This is a genomic window from Marinobacter sp. (assembly GCF_965229985.1).
Lineage (GTDB): Bacteria > Pseudomonadota > Gammaproteobacteria > Pseudomonadales > Oleiphilaceae > Marinobacter.
On the sequence record NZ_OZ245935.1, the window covers coordinates 2,674,000 to 2,690,176 of the forward strand.

General features: G+C 59.8%; 11 protein-coding genes. 1 reads left to right on the forward strand and 10 read right to left on the reverse strand.

All coding sequences use genetic code 11. The features are described 5' to 3' along the window. Window positions 1-212: 212 nt before the first annotated feature. Entirely contained in the window at window positions 213-2,630 is a 2,418-nt protein-coding gene (locus tag ACO06L_RS12325) for a xylulose 5-phosphate 3-epimerase (protein ID WP_202346041.1), read from the forward strand. On the opposite strand, the gene ACO06L_RS12330 is transcribed toward ACO06L_RS12325, so the two are convergent. From ACO06L_RS12330 to ACO06L_RS12375, 10 genes are all read right to left on the reverse strand, one after another. After that, window positions 2,611-5,337 (reverse strand): cation-translocating P-type ATPase, encoded by a 2,727-nt coding sequence (locus ACO06L_RS12330; protein ID WP_202346042.1) that lies wholly within the window; start codon window positions 5,335-5,337, stop codon window positions 2,611-2,613. The two genes, ACO06L_RS12325 and ACO06L_RS12330, sit on opposite strands and share 20 nt — an antisense overlap. A gap of 107 nt (window positions 5,338-5,444) precedes the next feature. Next, a complete protein-coding gene (locus ACO06L_RS12335) occupies window positions 5,445-7,187 on the reverse strand; it encodes an alkaline phosphatase D family protein (protein ID WP_202346043.1) in 1,743 nt (580 codons plus the stop codon). A 215-nt stretch (window positions 7,188-7,402) separates the two neighbouring features. Further along, entirely contained in the window at window positions 7,403-8,014 is a 612-nt protein-coding gene (locus ACO06L_RS12340) for a Yip1 family protein (protein ID WP_064229743.1), read from the reverse strand. Between the two features lie 154 nt (window positions 8,015-8,168). After that, window positions 8,169-9,125: a carbohydrate kinase family protein gene (locus ACO06L_RS12345; protein ID WP_227715755.1), complete on the reverse strand. Its 957-nt coding sequence runs from the start codon at window positions 9,123-9,125 to the stop codon at window positions 8,169-8,171. 34 nt (window positions 9,126-9,159) lie between these two features. Continuing rightward, on the reverse strand, window positions 9,160-10,209 hold the full coding sequence (locus tag ACO06L_RS12350) for a LacI family DNA-binding transcriptional regulator (RefSeq protein ID WP_227512838.1): 1,050 nt from the start codon (window positions 10,207-10,209) through the stop codon (window positions 9,160-9,162). A gap of 31 nt (window positions 10,210-10,240) precedes the next feature. Continuing rightward, on the reverse strand, window positions 10,241-11,374 hold the full coding sequence (locus ACO06L_RS12355) for an ABC transporter ATP-binding protein (RefSeq protein WP_202346044.1): 1,134 nt from the start codon (window positions 11,372-11,374) through the stop codon (window positions 10,241-10,243). Between the two features lie 51 nt (window positions 11,375-11,425). Continuing rightward, window positions 11,426-13,042 (reverse strand): alpha-amylase family glycosyl hydrolase, encoded by a 1,617-nt coding sequence (locus tag ACO06L_RS12360; protein ID WP_202346045.1) that lies wholly within the window; start codon window positions 13,040-13,042, stop codon window positions 11,426-11,428. A 15-nt stretch (window positions 13,043-13,057) separates the two neighbouring features. Next, the gene (locus tag ACO06L_RS12365) at window positions 13,058-13,900 is read right to left on the reverse strand and encodes a carbohydrate ABC transporter permease (RefSeq protein ID WP_202346046.1); all 843 of its coding nucleotides are present in this window, start codon (window positions 13,898-13,900) and stop codon (window positions 13,058-13,060) included. After that, window positions 13,897-14,889 carry a carbohydrate ABC transporter permease gene (locus ACO06L_RS12370; RefSeq protein WP_202346047.1) on the reverse strand — a complete coding sequence of 331 codons (993 nt, stop codon included), beginning with the start codon at window positions 14,887-14,889 and terminating at the stop codon, window positions 13,897-13,899. Before ACO06L_RS12370 ends, ACO06L_RS12365 begins: the two co-directional genes overlap by 4 nt. Window positions 14,890-14,895: 6 nt before the next feature. Further along, window positions 14,896-16,140 carry an ABC transporter substrate-binding protein gene (locus ACO06L_RS12375; RefSeq protein WP_265103079.1) on the reverse strand — a complete coding sequence of 415 codons (1,245 nt, stop codon included), beginning with the start codon at window positions 16,138-16,140 and terminating at the stop codon, window positions 14,896-14,898. Window positions 16,141-16,177: the final 37 nt, after the last annotated feature.

Consider the following 16,177-nt stretch of genomic DNA (forward strand, 5'->3'; position numbering starts at 1 on the left):
GTGGAAGGCTCTGCCAAAATACGCTGTAAATACGTCCCTGTACGCTCGGCTCCGCCATCCATGGCTCCGCACGATTTTGGCAGAGCCTTCCACCCACCCGCTCCTCCTGGAGTCGTCCGCAGAAATATGCAGTTTCGACTGATCTGCATCAATGGCCGCTAACAGCGGTGGTTTTAAAATCCACTGACACACTGACACCATGGATGCACATCATGCCATCGCCCATTCAAACAGCACCGGTGGATCACACCGCGTCAGACTGCCCGGATTACCGGCGCTGGTGCGACGGCTATGGCGTCATCCAGCACAACGAAACCACAAAACATCAGGCCAGGATGCTGGCAGAGCACTTGGTTGCCGCCGGGCACCAGCCAGACACCGCCACCGTTTATCGCAGGCTTGCCGATCTTGACCGGCTGACCAGTGCCGGGCTGTGGTTGGTGGTTCATATGACTTACGCCCGCAAGGTCGATGTCTCCGGTCAGCCCCTGGCGCCCCAGGATTTCAAAACCAATCCGGAAGGACACACCGGCGGCGCGCTGAACATGGTGCCGGCTTATGCCGGCTATCTGGCCCTGAACAATCTGACCGGGCGCACACGCAGCTGGCTGATGGGCCAGGGGCACTGCGTGGCAGCGGTAGACGCCCTGAATGTACTCACCGGAAACCTGCATCCGGAACAGGCGGAGCGTTACCGCGGGCCTGACGGGCTGTCCACTCTGGTGGCCGATTTCTACAGTTACCGGCAGAAGCCGGACGGCACAATGGCTGCTCCCCTTGGCAGCCATGTCAATCCGCACACCGCCGGCGGCATTCTGGAAGGTGGTTACCTGGGTTTTGCCGAACTTCAATATGCCCACATGCCTCTGCCCGGCGAATCTCTGATCGCTTTTCTTTCAGACGGCGCCGCCGAGGAGCAGCGCGGCAGCGACTGGATCCCACGCTGGTGGCGCGCCGAGGATTGCGGAGCCGTCATGCCGGTCATGATTGCCAACGGTCGGCGGATCGAACAGCGCACGGAGCTGGGCACCCGAGAAGGTCTCGAGCGTTTTGAAGCACACCTTGAGCACCGGGGCTTCGTGCCCTTTCGTTTTGACGGCCGGGATCCTGCAGCCTTTGTCTGTGCTCTTTACGAAATGGAACAGGCCCTTACCACCAATGGCGAGGCCGCGCTACGAGGTGAAAGCAGCTACCCGGTTCGGGTGCCCTATGGCATAGCAGAAACCACCAAGGGTTACGGGTTCTATGGCGCCAGCAGCAATGCGGCCCACAACCTGCCGCTGCCCGGAAACCCGCGTATGGACGCCCGGGCCAGGGAGCTGTTTAACGAACATGTAGCGAGATTGTGGGTGGCTCCGGACCAACTTCAGAGCTGTATCGCTCAACTGAACCAGCACGCTGGACAATCACGCCCCCTGGAGCGGGATCATGCCCTCGCGACCCGTAATCCGCCGGATCCCGTGATCCCCCGGCTACCGGCCAATCCGGACTGCATTTCCCCAATGAAGGCTGTGGATGACTTTTTCCGGGCACTGGTGGCTAAAAACCCCGGGCTCAGGGCCCGAGTAGGCAATCCGGACGAGCTGGCAAGCAACCGTCTCGGCGGCGTCCTGGGCGACCTGAAGCACCGGGTAAACGATCCAGAGAACGACCAGGAATCGGTCCACGGCAAGATCATCACCGCGCTCAACGAAGAGGCTGTGGTATCGGCATGCCTGGCCAACAAGGCGGGCCTGAATCTGGTAGCCAGCTATGAGGCTTTCTGCGTAAAGATGCTCGGCGCCATCCGGCAGGAGCTGATCTTTGCCCGGCACCAGAAGGAAGTGGGCCGACCGGCGCGCTGGCTTGGCCTGCCGGTTATCGCCACCTCACATACCTGGGAGAACGGCAAGAACGAGCAATCCCATCAGGACACCACCTTCTGCGAGAGCATGCTCGCGGAGATGAACGACGTATCCCGGGTGCTGTTTCCGGCAGACTACAACAGCACCCTGGCGACGCTGCCATCGGTATTCAGTGAGCGGGGCAAGATCACCTGTATGGTGATCCCGAAACGGGAGCGCCCCTGCGTCTTTGACATGCGGGAAGCAGAACTATTAGCCAGGCACGGTGCCCTGGTGGTGGACGAAGACACCTCCGCTGGCGAGCCTTTGCTGCTCATGGCCAATGGCGCCTATCAGCTATCCGAAGCCATACGGGCATGTGAACGCCTGCGGGAAACCGGCACACCCTTCCGGCTGGTCTATATCCAGGAGCCCGGCAGATTCCGCCAGCCGAGAGACACGATGGAAGCCCAGGTCTGCCTGTCGGAATTCGAGAGGGAGCGCCTGTTCCCCCATCGCATTCACCGACGGGTTGCCCTCACGCACATGCGCCCTGAGGTATTCAGGGGCCATCTATCTCCACTGTTCCCGGAACCGTCGCAGGCCCGGGTTCTGGGTTACATCAATCGTGGCGGTACCCTGAATGAAGCTGGCATGCTGTTCGCCAACGGTTGTTCCTGGGGCCATGCCCTGGCCGCCTGTGCCAGCGTCATGGACAAGCCACCGGGAGAATGGCTTTCCAGTGCCGAGCTGGCGGCGGTGGAGGGCCGGGGCGATCCGGCGGTAATTACCCGGGGCCTGCCCTGAGCAGGCGTTTTCTAAACGCCGTTTCTATTTCCAGAATCACCAGAACAGCCACCCCGGCCACAGTTGCGAACCCCAGCATTTCAAGACTCAGCGCCTGTGTGCCGAAGGTTTCGTTAAACCACGGCATATAGGTAAACAGCAACTGCAGCGCAATCACGGTTGCAACCGCCAGAAGCACAATCGGTGTGCCCAGCACCCCCCGCAGGGTGATCGATGCCGAATCCAGGTAACGCACAGCAAACAGGTAGAACATCTCCATGGCGACCAAAGTATTGACCGCCAGCGTTCGCGCCGTATTCTCATCGCCGTAGTGGTGGATGGCCCAATACCAGGCCGCAAAGATCCCCACCAGAAACAGCAAGGAAACAAACACCACACGCCAGACCACAAACCCCTTCAACAGCGACTCATCCCGGGCTCTGGGCATGCGTTTCATGACATCCGGCTCCGCGGGCTCAAACGCCAGCGTCATCGCCAGAACCACCGAACTGACCATATTGACCCAGAGAATCTGCAAGGCAGAAATTGGCAACGTCAGCCCCAACAGCAAGGCCGTGATCAGACTGATGGATTCGCCCCCATTTATCGGCAGCATAAAGGCGATGCCTTTCTTGAGATTGGTATAAACAGTTCGACCCTCTCGCACGGCCGCGGCGATACTGGCAAAGTTATCATCAAGCAACACCACTGAAGATGCTTCCCGGGCCGCCTCCGAGCCTTTCACACCCATGGCGATCCCTACATCCGCCCGTTTGAGTGCCGGGGCATCGTTCACCCCGTCCCCGGTCATGGCCACAACCCCATGCAGTGCCTGGAGTGCGGTTACCAGTCTCAACTTGTGTTCCGGGCTGGTCCGGGCGAAGACATCCACCTCGCCAACCAGATCTCGAAGCTGATTATCATCCAGTTGGTCCAGCTCCTTACCGGTCAGCACCCGCTCGGTATTTTTCAGCCCCAGCTTGCGGGCAATAGCGCCTGCCGTTATCCCGTGATCACCGGTAATCATCTTGACCCGGATTCCGGCATCGTGGCACTCCGAAATCGCCCGAATAGCTTCCTGCCTGGGCGGGTCCAGAAGCCCGACCAGGCCGAGCAGTTCTGCCCCCTGTTCAAGGTCCTCAGTAGCCAGTTCACCGATGCCCCGCTCTGCCGGTTTTCGCGCCAGGGCCAGCACTCTGAGACCATCCGAGGCCATTTCTGTAATGACCTGTTCCCAGAAATCCCGGCGCAGTTCCCCGGCATCCCCTGATTCGCCAACCTCGCTGGCACACATATCCAGAATTCGCTCTGGTGCTCCTTTCAAGTAGATCACGCTATGCCCGTGGTGATCATGGTTCAGCGTGGCCATGAAGCGATTTTCGGTATCAAACGGAATTTCATCTTTCCGGGGCCAGTCGGCGGCACTTTTTTCAACATCAAAACCGGCCTTGCGGGCGAACACCGAAAGCGCGGCCTCCATGGGATCGCCAGTGACCCTGACCCGGCCGGAATCATGGTGGACATGGGCGTCGTTACACAGGGCCGCTGCCCGGGCAAGTTCGTCCAGCAGGACGGAGTCCGTCGAATGCCCCTGTTCGCCACTCACCGAACCATCAAAATCATAGCCTTCGCCGGTCACCTCCAGCCGGACCCCGGACAACACCGCCCGGGTTACCATCATTTCATTGCGGGTCAGCGTTCCGGTTTTATCCGAACAAATCACCGACACCGCTCCCAGGGTTTCGATAACCGGCATTCGACGGACCACGGCCTGACGACGTGCCATCTGGCGCACACCGATGGCCAGGGTAATGGTGAGAATCGCCGGCAAACCCTCGGGAATGGCAGCAACCGTAAGGCCAACCACCGCCATGAAAAGCTCCCGGAATGGCAGCCCACTGAACACGGAACCGCCGACGAAAATCGCTATGCCGGCAATAATAACGACGATGGACAGGATTCGAGCAAACCTGTCCATCTGCTCCAGCAAGGGGGTTTTCAGGGTTGTAGTCTGGGCAAGCAGGCCGGAAATACGGCCGATTTCTGTCCTGGCGCCTGTACGGACCACAACACCGCGACCAGTGCCGGTTGCAACCATGGTGCCGGAAAATGCCATTCCGGACTGGTCACCCAAGGGAGCATCTGCAGTGACCGCCTCTGTCGATTTTTCAACCGCCTCGGACTCACCCGTGAGAATGGCCTCATCGATTTTCAGGTTGTGGGATTTCTCCAGACGAAGATCGGCGGGCACCCGGTCCCCTGGCTCCAACAGCACCGTATCACCCGGAACCAGGCTTGCAGCGTCTATCTGATGCTGGCCATCGGACCGCACCACCCTGGCTTTTGGGGCAAGCATGTGACGAATGGCCGACAGGGCCTGCTCGGCCTTGCCCTCCTGGACAAAACCCACCAGGGTCTGGATAACCACGACGGCGAGAATAACGCCTGCATCTACCCAGTGGCCCAGGCTGGCCGTAATCACGGCGGCCCCCGACAGCACATAAATCAGGAAATTTTTGAGTTGTCGGCCCAGCCTCGCCCACGGCCCCTTTGCACGAGCCTCCGACAGCGCATTAGGGCCATGGCTGGCCAGACGAGCGCAAACCTCATCATCAGACAGAGGCGCCTCTGCTTTCAGGTGCTGCCGGGCATCAGCAGGCTGAAGCACATGCCATTCGAGCTCCAACTGCTGACTTTCGCTGCCTTTTTGTTCCATCGATTCGGCCATACCCTGAAAGCTCCCTGCCGTTGCAACATCACCATTTAACCCCGGAAAGCATCCGGGGTGGTTTGCGCTGCATCAAGGACAGGATAGCTAATGGCCTGCCTGTCGCCCTATACGGCGTTTACAGGCTCCACAGTACGATTGCCCTGTCCGGGCAACACCCTGCGGGAGGCAGTGCGGGCCGCATCGATCTGATAATCCTTTGACTTGATGGTGTCCACGAAATACCAATCCGACCGAGCTTCTTCCGGAGTAAAGGTAACCAACATGTAGCCGCGCTGATTCACATTCAGGTAGTCCAGATCATCCACCAGCAGACTGATGGCCTGTTCAGCGCCCTGAATCATGTCATCCGGGATGCCGAGATACTCCTCCAGACCGGGTGATGTCACCGAGGCTGTGGCGAACTCCACGCCAATCTGGTCGCCCTGGATGTCTTTCAGATTGTTGGCCCAGGCGTTATGGGTATCCCCCGCCAGCACCACCAGGTTCTTGTTCAGCGCCTTGGCAGTACCCAGCACCACTTCCCGTTCATACTGGTAGCCATCCCAGGCATCCAGATTGTAGGGGGCAACTGTATTGATGCGAGCCAATTCCTCTGGGGTCAGGGACGGATCCCCCTGGAGCTCCCGGCCTTTGAGCTGGGCCAGTTCCGCCAGTTTTTCCGGCAGACCGTCAAACTGCTCAGTTGCAATGGCCACCAGCAGCTCCGCGGGCAGATTCATTCGGCCCATCAGTACCTGCTGCCCCAACACCTGCCATGTTGCGGTGGAATAGTTCAGGGAAGACTGCAGCCAGAGCAGCTGCTCTGCGCCCAGCAGGGTGCGGTTCTGACTGCCAACATCCTCAGTAAAGCGGACGGCATCCAGCCCTTCTCCCGTGAAGTAGTCCATGTAGTCCAGTTGCTGGTCGCGCCCAATAATGCGGGTATCCAGCATGTGCAGGTCCACCAGATTGCCGAACCGGAAGGTCCGGAAAATGGCCTCGTCGCTGCCCTCGAACACAGGACGGATCGGCATCCACTCGAAATAGGCCTTGAGGGCATTGAGCTTGCGTTCGGTGAAATCGCCTTCTCCGTCATTATGATTTTCAGCGCCCTCCTCCCAGGTGTCGTTGGCCACCTCGTGGTCGTCCCACACCACGATAAACGGAACCCTGGCATGCAAGGACTGAAGGTCCGGGTCTGCCCGGTACGCAGCGTAGCGCCTGCGATAATCCACCAGTTCAATCAGCTCGAGGTTGTTGTCCTCCGGGAAGGTACGGCCCAGCGCCTGAGCATCCTGTGCCGCATAGCTGCTGCTATCGGAGCTGTATTCGTAGATGTAGTCGCCCAGATGCACCACAGCATCCAGATCAGCCTGTTTACTGATTTCCCGGTAGACGTTGAAGTAACCGGCCGGGTAGTTCGAACAGGACACCACAGCCAGGCGCACCGAGTCGACACTGCCCTCCGGTAGTGTCCTGGTTACGCCCACCGGTGACTGACGGTCCGTTGTCTGGAAGCGGTAATAATAGGTTTGCCCGGGCGCCAGCCCGCGCACATCCACCTTGACGGTGAAATCATGGGCTTCAGCGGCCTCTGCCGTGCCGGAATGCACCAGGTTCTCAAAACCTTCATCCGTCGCCACCTCCCAGGCCACGCCGACAGGGGCCCCACCATTCGCCGGCGCTGCCCTGGTCCAGAGCATGACGCCATCGGCAAGCGGATCGCCACTGGCCACACCGTGAGTGAAGCTGATTGTTCGTTCATCGGAGCTGTCCAGCACACAGCCTGCCAGGCCGGTAGAGACCACCACTGCCCCCATGCCCATGGCCGATGCCTTCAGAAAATCCCGTCGTGTCAGTCGTTTCATTGTTGTGTCTTCCCCTGCGTTCATCCTTCGTAGCCTCGGCACCCTGTGACCTTTGCCGGTACTACTCCAACTGAAGAACCTAGTCGGGCTTCGTTAAGAACGCATTGCCAAATTACGACAGGGGGATGGCAAATCACGACAAGCGCGCGGTAAATGCCAGAATCCATAAAAAAGGGGAGCTCCTGGCTCCCCTTGGCGTTCCGTTTGGATTCTGCCTATCCGCTGATGAATACAGGCCCCACTCCAAAGTTCCAGAGAATGACCGAACCGACCCGTGTGGATACGAGGATCACCAGGGCGACAGTCAGCAACGCACCGGCGTACATGACCGCCCGTTCCTTTTCGATACCCATGACAATCGGCAGCCCGTCATACATGAGGTAAGCCCCGTAACAAGCAGCTACCAGGAAGACGATGGCATTGAACCAGGGCACCGGATACAGCAGGGCAAAACCCGCCAGGAAAAGGGGCGTGCAGGAGTAAGCGGCCAAGGCAATGCCGTTGGAGGGCACATGCTCTTCCTTGGCGCCATAGGTTTTCGCCATCCAGTTGATGGCATAGCCCAGTGCAAAGACGCCTACCAGCATCGCCAGGTAGGTAAGCACACTGAGCTGCATTGCACTGATCTCGGTCAGCTTGATCAGCCGCTCATTGCCCACCGTCCAGCCGAAATAGGCCGTCGAGATGTAAGCGCAGATGGGTGCAATGGCTGCCAGAATCAGCACATAGGCAACATAGACCCGGCGCGGTGTTTCATGTTCTTTTCGTATGGAAGCCCACTCTTCATCAGGATGGGTGAAGAGACCGAACGCATGTGACAGGAGCATGGACAACCCCCTTCTTTGCTGTTGTTGGTATTGTGAAATACGGGATCCGGAGACTGTCAGATCAGCAACCGTTCCTTACTCTTAACTATAGTCAAGAACAGCGATCAGGAAAGGGAAATTGATCAAAATCCAGTCTGGCATTCGGGGCACTCAGTCACAGGCCCTGCAAATCAGCTTTTGACGGCAAGGCATCGAAGGCTCCGAACCGGGTTGCGGCAATGGCACCACACCGGGCTGCGAACTCCAGAGCCCGGTCGAGACTGACGGGTTGGGCAAGCCACGGACCAAGACGGTCCGCTGTTACACCGTGGCTGGCCAACTGATACAGGAGGCCGGCCACAAAGGCATCGCCGGCAGCGGTGGTATCCACCGCCCGCACCTGCGGCGGCACCATTGTCAGCTGCCTTTCACCCGCCCAGGCCTGTAGGGCGTTGGGGCCGTCAGAAACCAGCACCAACTGAACAGTCCGACCACGAAGCTCTTCAACCAGGGCATCACCCTGGTCACCGTAAAGCGCTGTCAGTTCTTCCCGGCTGAACTTGACCAGGTCGGCTTCCAAGGCAAGGGCACGAATCTGTTCAGGTGCCCGTTCCGGATCCGGCCAGAGTGGCTCGCGGTAATTGACATCGAAACTCACCAGGCTACCCGCCTTTCGCGCCCGGGCCACCAGGGCCAGGGTCGTTTCCGCAATGACCGGCTCAGTCAGGGTATTCGAACAGATATGAAAGATGGGCTGGCCGGCGAGAGCGCTGTCCGGCATTTGTTCCGGCTCATACAGCAAATCCGCAGTGGCATTCCGGTAGAAGGTGAAGCTGCGTTCACCGGCTTCATCGAGGGCGACCATGGCCAGCGCGGTATTGGCATTGTTGGTCTGCACCAATTGCGATGTATCCACACCGAACCCGGACAGCGAGGCCAGGATCTGGTTGCCGAACAGGTCGGCACCGACCTGGCCGGCAAACCCGGACCTGCCACCGAGCCTCGCCACACCAACGGCAACATTGGCGGGGGCGCCACCGGGCTGGGGGACAAAACGCAGTTGCCCGTCGACGTTTTCACCGCGCATGTCGATCAGGGCTTCGCCGAAGCAGAGTACGTCAAATGGCATCATTGCGGGCTCTTTTGCTATGTGGAGTGAGCAGGAATCAGGGGCAGCTTTCGCGCACCAACAGACAAGTGGGCAGCAGCACGTTGGCGTCTTCCTGTTCACCCAGGAAAATCCGGGCGGCGATACGTCCCTTCTCCGCACTCTGTTGATAGACCGTAGTCAGCGACGGGTGAATGTTGGCGCCCTCGGGAATACCGTCAAAACCGACGATCCGGACATCCTCCGGCACTCTCAGCCCCATCTGCAGTGCGGCCTGAATGGCGGCCAGGGCGATCCGGTCACTCATGCACAGCAACAGATCCGGTCTGGGGCTGCTGGTCAGTGCTTCCCGTGCCGCCTGGTAGGCGTCCTGATGGGTATTGGTGGGTGTAGACCAGATGCGTTCGGCGGGCACCTGGTAGCCGGCAGCTTCCAGGGCATCGGTATAACCGTGAAGCCGGCGAACGGAAATCGCCCTTGCCTCGTTGAACAGTTCCCGGTCGCGGATCCGACAGACACGGTCCGTGTCCACCAGACGGAGACCCAGAATCGCAACGTTTTCAGGGGGCTGTTGGAGCGCATGCTCAGCGCTGCGGCGGGCACCCTCATAGTTGTCGATGTTGACCCAGGTACAACCTTCCAGATCAAAATCCACCGCCACCATGGTTTTGCCGTGCTGTAGCAGCCGGTCATAGGTCCTGCCTTTTTTCAGCCAGCCGTAGACAATAAATCCGTCCACCATGGATTCCTGAAGCCGGCTCCGATGCTCGTCATCGTCCTGGCTCGATAGCAGCAGCATGTTCATGTGGCGTCGATCAAGAACCTCCGCGAGGCCATGCAGAAATTCACTGGCCACCGGGTCGGTCAAACTGTAGGCCAGGTTATCCGCCAGCATCACGCCAACGTTGCCGGTTCGGCCCGTGCGCAGGCTCCGGGCTGCAGCGTTGGGGCCCATGTAGCCCAGACGCTTGCACTCTTCCAGAATCCAGCGGCGTCGGCCTTCAGACAGCTGATCCGGCCGATTGAAGGCATTGGAGATGGTGGCGGTGGAAACATTCAGCTTCTCCGCCATCAGCTTCACTGTCAGACGCCTGGGCTTCTCTGTCACACTCGTCTCTCCCGCCCTCGGTTTTCGGATTTCACTGGGTTGCCGCCAGCTGTTCAGTCGCCTCAGACTCCGCCTGGAAAGGACCGAGGGCCCGGCCACTGGCATCGAACACGTGCACCAGTTCCGGCTCGGTGGTCAGCGCCACGCGCTGTCCGGTCTGAACCTCACAGGGCACCGGCTGGCGTACAACCATGAGCTCCTGCATGCCGGGCAGCTCGACATAGACATAGGCTTCGTTCCCGAGATACTCGACGTTAACCACTTCCAGGCCGTGATCGGGCCCGGACAACGCCAGACTGAAGTGTTCCGGGCGAACCCCCACGGTCACCGAATCGCCATCCTTCAGGTCGGAGGTCTCACGGTTGACGGTCACTTCTCCCAGACCCCGGATATCAATAGTCGTTGCCGATGCACCGGTTTCCCCTGCGACCCTGCCGGGCATCAGGTTCATTTTCGGCGAACCGATAAATCCGGCCACAAACAGACTGGCCGGAGTTTCGTAAAGTTCGTAGGGCGTACCAACCTGTTCGATATTGCCGCCGTTCAGCACCACAATCTTGTCGGCCAGGGTCATGGCCTCAACCTGATCGTGGGTGACGTAGATCATGGTGGACTGCAGGCGGTCATGAAGCTTGGCGATTTCCGTGCGCATCTGTACCCGCAGACTGGCGTCCAGATTGGACAACGGCTCGTCGAACAGCATGATCTTGGGTTCCCGGGCCATGGCCCGGCCAATCGCTACCCGCTGGCGCTGGCCACCGGACAACTCCCGGGGTTTGCGGTCCAGCAACTTCTCCAGTTGCAGGACTTCGGCCGTTTTTTCCACCCACTCGCGGATCTTGTTCTTTTTGGCCTTGCCCAGCTTGAGGCCAAAGGCGATGTTCTCATACACCGACATGTGGGGATACAGGGCGTAGGACTGGAACACCATGCCCACACCCCGCTCTTTCGGTGACTGGTCAGTGACCACTTCGCCGTCGATCTCGATATCCCCGCTGGTGGGGTCCTCCAGCCCGGCAATCAGCCGGAGCATGGTCGACTTGCCGCAACCCGACGGGCCGACAAAGACCACGAATTCACCATCTTCAATGCGCAGGTTCACGCACGGCAGAATCTCAATCTGTCCAAAGGTCTTGTTTATATTTTTCAGTTCCACGCATGCCATGGTGGAGACTCCTCTGTTAGTCGCCCGATCAGGGCCGGGCGCCGCGAAGTTTTACAACTCTGCAAATAAAGCCTGATAAGGAGGCAGGACAAGGTCGCCGCCATCGATATAGCCGGTAAAGCCATGACCGGTCGCAACCCGGTCAATATCACAGGGCACCGGGATGCGAAGTTCCTCGCCGGTGACATTGAGCGCAACCAGCATGGACTGTTGCTCTGCCCTGCGAACCCAGCAAAGCGCATCGCCCGTGTTTTCGATCAGCTCCAGCTCGCCCTGCACCAGCGCCGGCTGATTCTGCCGCCAGCGGATCAACCGGCGGACGCTATTGAGGGTGGAGTCCGGATTGTCTTCCTGGTTCTGGACCGACAGCTCAAGATGGTGGCGGTCGACCGGAAGCCAGGATGTGCCGGTGGTGAACCCACCGTTGGCTTCCGGGGTCCAGGGCATGGGGGTACGGCAACCGTCCCGGCCCTTGAACTCCGGCCAGAACTCAATGCCGTATGGATCCTGCAAAGCCTCGAAAGGCACCCAGGCTTCCGGCAGACCCAGTTCCTCGCCCTGGTAGATACACACGCTGCCGCGCAGCGAGAGCAGCAGGGCCATAAGCACCCGGGCGTAGGCGTGGGGATCCTCGGCACGCTCTCCCCAGCGGGACACCACCCGCACCACGTCATGATTGCTCAGGGCCCAACAGGCCCAGCCATCGCCGAGACCGTCCTGGAACCGACGCACCACATCGCGAACCCACTCCGGACCATGCTGGTCGGAAAGCAGGTCAAAGGAATAGGCCATGTGCAGGCGGTTGTTGCCCCGGGTGTACTCGGCCATGCGCTCCAGTGGCCGGTCGTCGCCGATCTCACCCACCAGGGTGGTCTCCGGAAACTCGTCCATCAGGCCACGAAGGTCCTCCAGGAACGCCAGGTTCTCCGGCTGACTGAGGTCGTACACGTGGCGCTGATAGGTGTAAGGGTTCACACCCTTGGCCACGAAGGTCTTGTTCTCACCAGCGGGAACGGCGGGATTATTCTCCAGTCCCTGGCTGTGGTAGTAAAAGTTCACAGTGTCCAGGCGGAAACCATCCGCCCCCAGTTCCAACCAGAACCGCATATTATCCAGCTGGGCCTGGCGCACCGCCGGGTTGTGGAAGTTCAGATCCGGCTGGCTGGCCAGAAAGTTGTGCAGGTAGTACTGACCCCGGCGGCTATCCCAGGCCCAGGCGCTGCCACCAAAAATCGACAGCCAGTTGTTGGGCGGGGTGCCGTCGGGTTTGGGGTCGGCCCAGACAAACCAGTCGGCCCTGGGATTGTCCCGGCTGGAACGGCTTTCCTCGAACCAGGGATGGTTTTCCGCGGTGTGGCTGAGCACCTGGTCAATGATCACCTTCAAACCGAGGCGATGGGCTTCGGCCACCAGCGCCCGGTAGTCATCCATGTCCCCGAATATCGGATCTACCCCGCGGTAGTCAGAGACGTCGTAGCCGAAGTCCTTCATGGGCGAGGTAAAGAACGGCGAGAGCCAGATAGCGTCCACGCCCAGGGAGGCGACATAGGGCAGTTTCCGGGTAACGCCCGTCAGATCGCCAATACCATCCCCGTTGCTGTCGAGAAAACTGCGGGGATAGATCTGGTAGATAATGCCACCTTTCCACCAGGGCTGTGACTGGGTCATACAATAACTCCTCAATTAACCTTTCACCGCACCCGCCGTGAGGCCGGATACGATACGACGTTGGAAAATCAGCACCAGCAACACCAACGGCACCGTGACGATGACAGACGCCGCCATCAGGTTGCCCCAGGGCAGCTCGTACTGGGAGCCGCCGGTCAGCAGGGCAATGGCGACAGGCACCGTGCGCTGGTCGTCGGTGAGGGTGAAGGTGAGTGCAAACAGGAACTCGTTCCAGGCGGCGATAAACGCCAGCAGGCCGGTTGTGGCCATGGCTGGCCACATTAACGGGATAAACACCTTGAACAGCGTGGTCATGGGCGAGGCACCGTCAACAATGGCGGCCTCTTCCAGCTCCTTCGGCAACTGCCGCATGAAGGTGGTCAGAATCCAGACCGTGAACGGCAATGTGAAGATGGTGTAGGAGAAGATCAGCGCCAGCGGGTTGTTGTACAGATCCAGGGCGCGGATCACCTCGAACAGCCCGGATAGCACTGCAACCTGGGGAAACATCGATACCCCGAGCACAATCATCAACACCGCACTCCGGCCCCGGAACTGCACCCGGCCAAGGGCATAGGCGGCTGTGAGGCCAAATGCCATAGCAATGATCACCGTGGCGAAGGACACCAGCACCGAGTTCCAGATGCTACCCACGAAGGAGCCGTCGCCAATCACCGACAGGTAATTGGAGAAATCGAACGAGCTCACCCACCAGGTCACATCGAACAGCTCGGAGCCGCTCTTGAACGAGGTCACGATCGCGTAATAGAAGGGGAACACCGTAAACAACAGGATTCCTGCCAGCAGGACAGCGAAACCGGTTTTCGCCGCGATTTTCTTCAGCAGTTTGCGGTTCATGCCTCACCCCCGATCTGTTTGCGGCCAAGGTAGAGATAGCTGATGGTCAGCAGGGCAATGATCAGGAACAGCACCGTGGAAGCCGCCGAACCGTATCCGACATCCTGGAACTCCACCAGCTGCTGTCGGGCGTAAACCGACATGGACATGGTGTCCGCACTGTTGGATGTCAGCACATAGATCACATCAAATACCCGCAGGGCATCAAGCACCCGGAAAATGATCGCGACCATCAACGCCGGCAGGATCAACGGCAGGGTGACCTTGAAAAACACCCGTACCGGATGAATGCCGTCCACTTTTGCCGCCTCATAGCAGTCCGAGGGCAGCATCTGCAGGGCCGCCAGCGTGAGCAGGGCCATGAAGGGCGTGGTTTTCCAGACATCGACCATAATGACCGCCCACATGGACAGATCGGCGTTGGCCGTCCAGTTCAGTGGCTCTGAAATCAGGCCGATGCCCAGCAGCATCTCATTGATGATCCCGAACTGGTCGTGGAGCATCCAGCCCCACATCTTGGCCGAAACAATGGTCGGCACCGCCCAGGGAATCAGGGTGGCAGCCCGGACCCAGCCCCGACCGCGGAACTGGGCATTCAGGGTCAACGCGATGATCAGTCCGAGCACGGTCTCCATGCCCACCGACACCACGGTGAAGAACAGCGTGTTCCACACCGCATTCCACCAGGTCGGGTCGGCCAACACGCCATACCAGGCGCCGTTGTCGTAGACCAGGTAGTTTTCGAAGCCCACCAGGCCGTACTCGCTGATGTTGGCGAAACTGGCATCAGTGAAGCTGAACCAGATGGTTCGCATCAGTGGCCAGCCCGCCACGGCAGCCAGCACCACCAGCATGGGAATCAGGAACAGCCATGCCGCTCGCAGGCGCTGGCGGCGCACCCGGCTGGCTTGCCGTTTGGCGGGAAAGGGCCGGGCCGGCGATTTGCCGGCCGCGGCCGTTTCTGCAGGTGCCGGTGTGGTATGAGCCATGGCCGGTTACCAGCCCCGGCGGCCAAGACGCTGAAGCTGACGCTCCAGACCATTCAACGCCTGCTCTGGCTCCGCCTCGCCAGAGAGCACCTGATGGGTGGCATTGAAGAACGCATTGCTGACCCGGCCGTAGCTTTCACCGGTCACCGAAGAAGGCCTGGGCACACCGTTCTTGAAGGTTTCGAACAGCTCTCCGAAGAAGGGTACCGCCGTCAGGACTTCCTCATCCTCATAGAGGCCGGGAATGGTGGGGTTGTAGCTACCCTGAATCGCCCGCCGTTTCTGCTCCTCGTAGCTGGTCAGGAACCGGACCAGGTCCGCCGCTTCGTCCTTGTTGGCGGAGTAGCGGGAAACAGCCAGCTGCCAGCCGCCCAGGGTTCCGGCATGAGTGCCCTGCTCGCCACCTCTGGGCAGTGCCACGACGCCGACCTTGTCCTTCACCGGACTGTCATCGCTCTGGGCCAGGCTCCAGGCGTAGGGCCAGTTACGCATGTACAGCGCATTGCCGGATTGGAACACGCCCCGCGCCTCTTCCTCGGTGTAGTTCAGCACGCTACGCGGGGAGATGTCGTCAATCCAGGTGCTGGCCAGCGCCAGCGCTTCCCGGGCCTGGGGATTGTTAATGGTGACATTGCCTTCGGCGTCCACCACCGTGCCACCGTTATGGGAGGCAACCCACTCAAGAGCGTTGCAGGTGAGACCTTCATAGGCCCTGCCCTGCCAGACAAAGCCCCAGAAGCGGTCATTACCGGCTTCACGCTCACCGGCCATCACCACGCGAGCAGAGTCGGTCAGTTGCTGCCAGGTTTCCGGAACCTCCTGGTCATACTTTTCCAGGAGATCCTTGCGGTAATACAGCACGCCCGCATCGGTAAACCAGGGCATGGCCACCAGCCGGCCGTCCACGGTGTTGTTCTGGACCAGGGACTCGAAGTGGGTATCCTCGGCACCGTTGGTATACTCCGAGAGGTCCACCAGGTGCTGGGCCAGCATGCCGGGCCAGACCACGTCGATCTGGAAGATGTCGACATCCTCAGATTGGGCCGCCAGCAGTTGCTGATACAGCGAAAGGCGTTCAGTCGCCGAGTTAGGCGTGGAAACCACCTTCACCTCGTGGCCGGTCTGTTCGGCCCAGGCCTGGGTGCCTTCCTCACAAAGCTGCTTCTCGGCACCCACGGCACCACAGGAGATGGTGATAGTCTTGGCCTGCACACCGCCAGCGAAGGCAAACGCCGCCAGGCTGCCGACCATCCACAGGTTACGATTGAATCTGGACATGTTAGTCACC

Coding starts and splice junctions, on each gene's coding strand:
- ACO06L_RS12325 (WP_202346041.1), top strand. CDS start 213: ATGCCATCGCCCATTCAAACAGCACCGGTGGATCACACCGCGTCAGAC.
- ACO06L_RS12330 (WP_202346042.1), bottom strand. CDS start 5,337: ATGGCCGAATCGATGGAACAAAAAGGCAGCGAAAGTCAGCAGTTGGAG.
- ACO06L_RS12355 (WP_202346044.1), bottom strand. CDS start 11,374: ATGGCATGCGTGGAACTGAAAAATATAAACAAGACCTTTGGACAGATT.
- ACO06L_RS12375 (WP_265103079.1), bottom strand. CDS start 16,140: ATGGTCGGCAGCCTGGCGGCGTTTGCCTTCGCTGGCGGTGTGCAGGCC.
- ACO06L_RS12345 (WP_227715755.1), bottom strand. CDS start 9,125: ATGATGCCATTTGACGTACTCTGCTTCGGCGAAGCCCTGATCGACATG.
- ACO06L_RS12335 (WP_202346043.1), bottom strand. CDS start 7,187: ATGAAACGACTGACACGACGGGATTTTCTGAAGGCATCGGCCATGGGC.
- ACO06L_RS12365 (WP_202346046.1), bottom strand. CDS start 13,900: ATGAACCGCAAACTGCTGAAGAAAATCGCGGCGAAAACCGGTTTCGCT.
- ACO06L_RS12340 (WP_064229743.1), bottom strand. CDS start 8,014: ATGCTCCTGTCACATGCGTTCGGTCTCTTCACCCATCCTGATGAAGAG.
- ACO06L_RS12370 (WP_202346047.1), bottom strand. CDS start 14,889: ATGGCTCATACCACACCGGCACCTGCAGAAACGGCCGCGGCCGGCAAA.
- ACO06L_RS12360 (WP_202346045.1), bottom strand. CDS start 13,042: ATGACCCAGTCACAGCCCTGGTGGAAAGGTGGCATTATCTACCAGATC.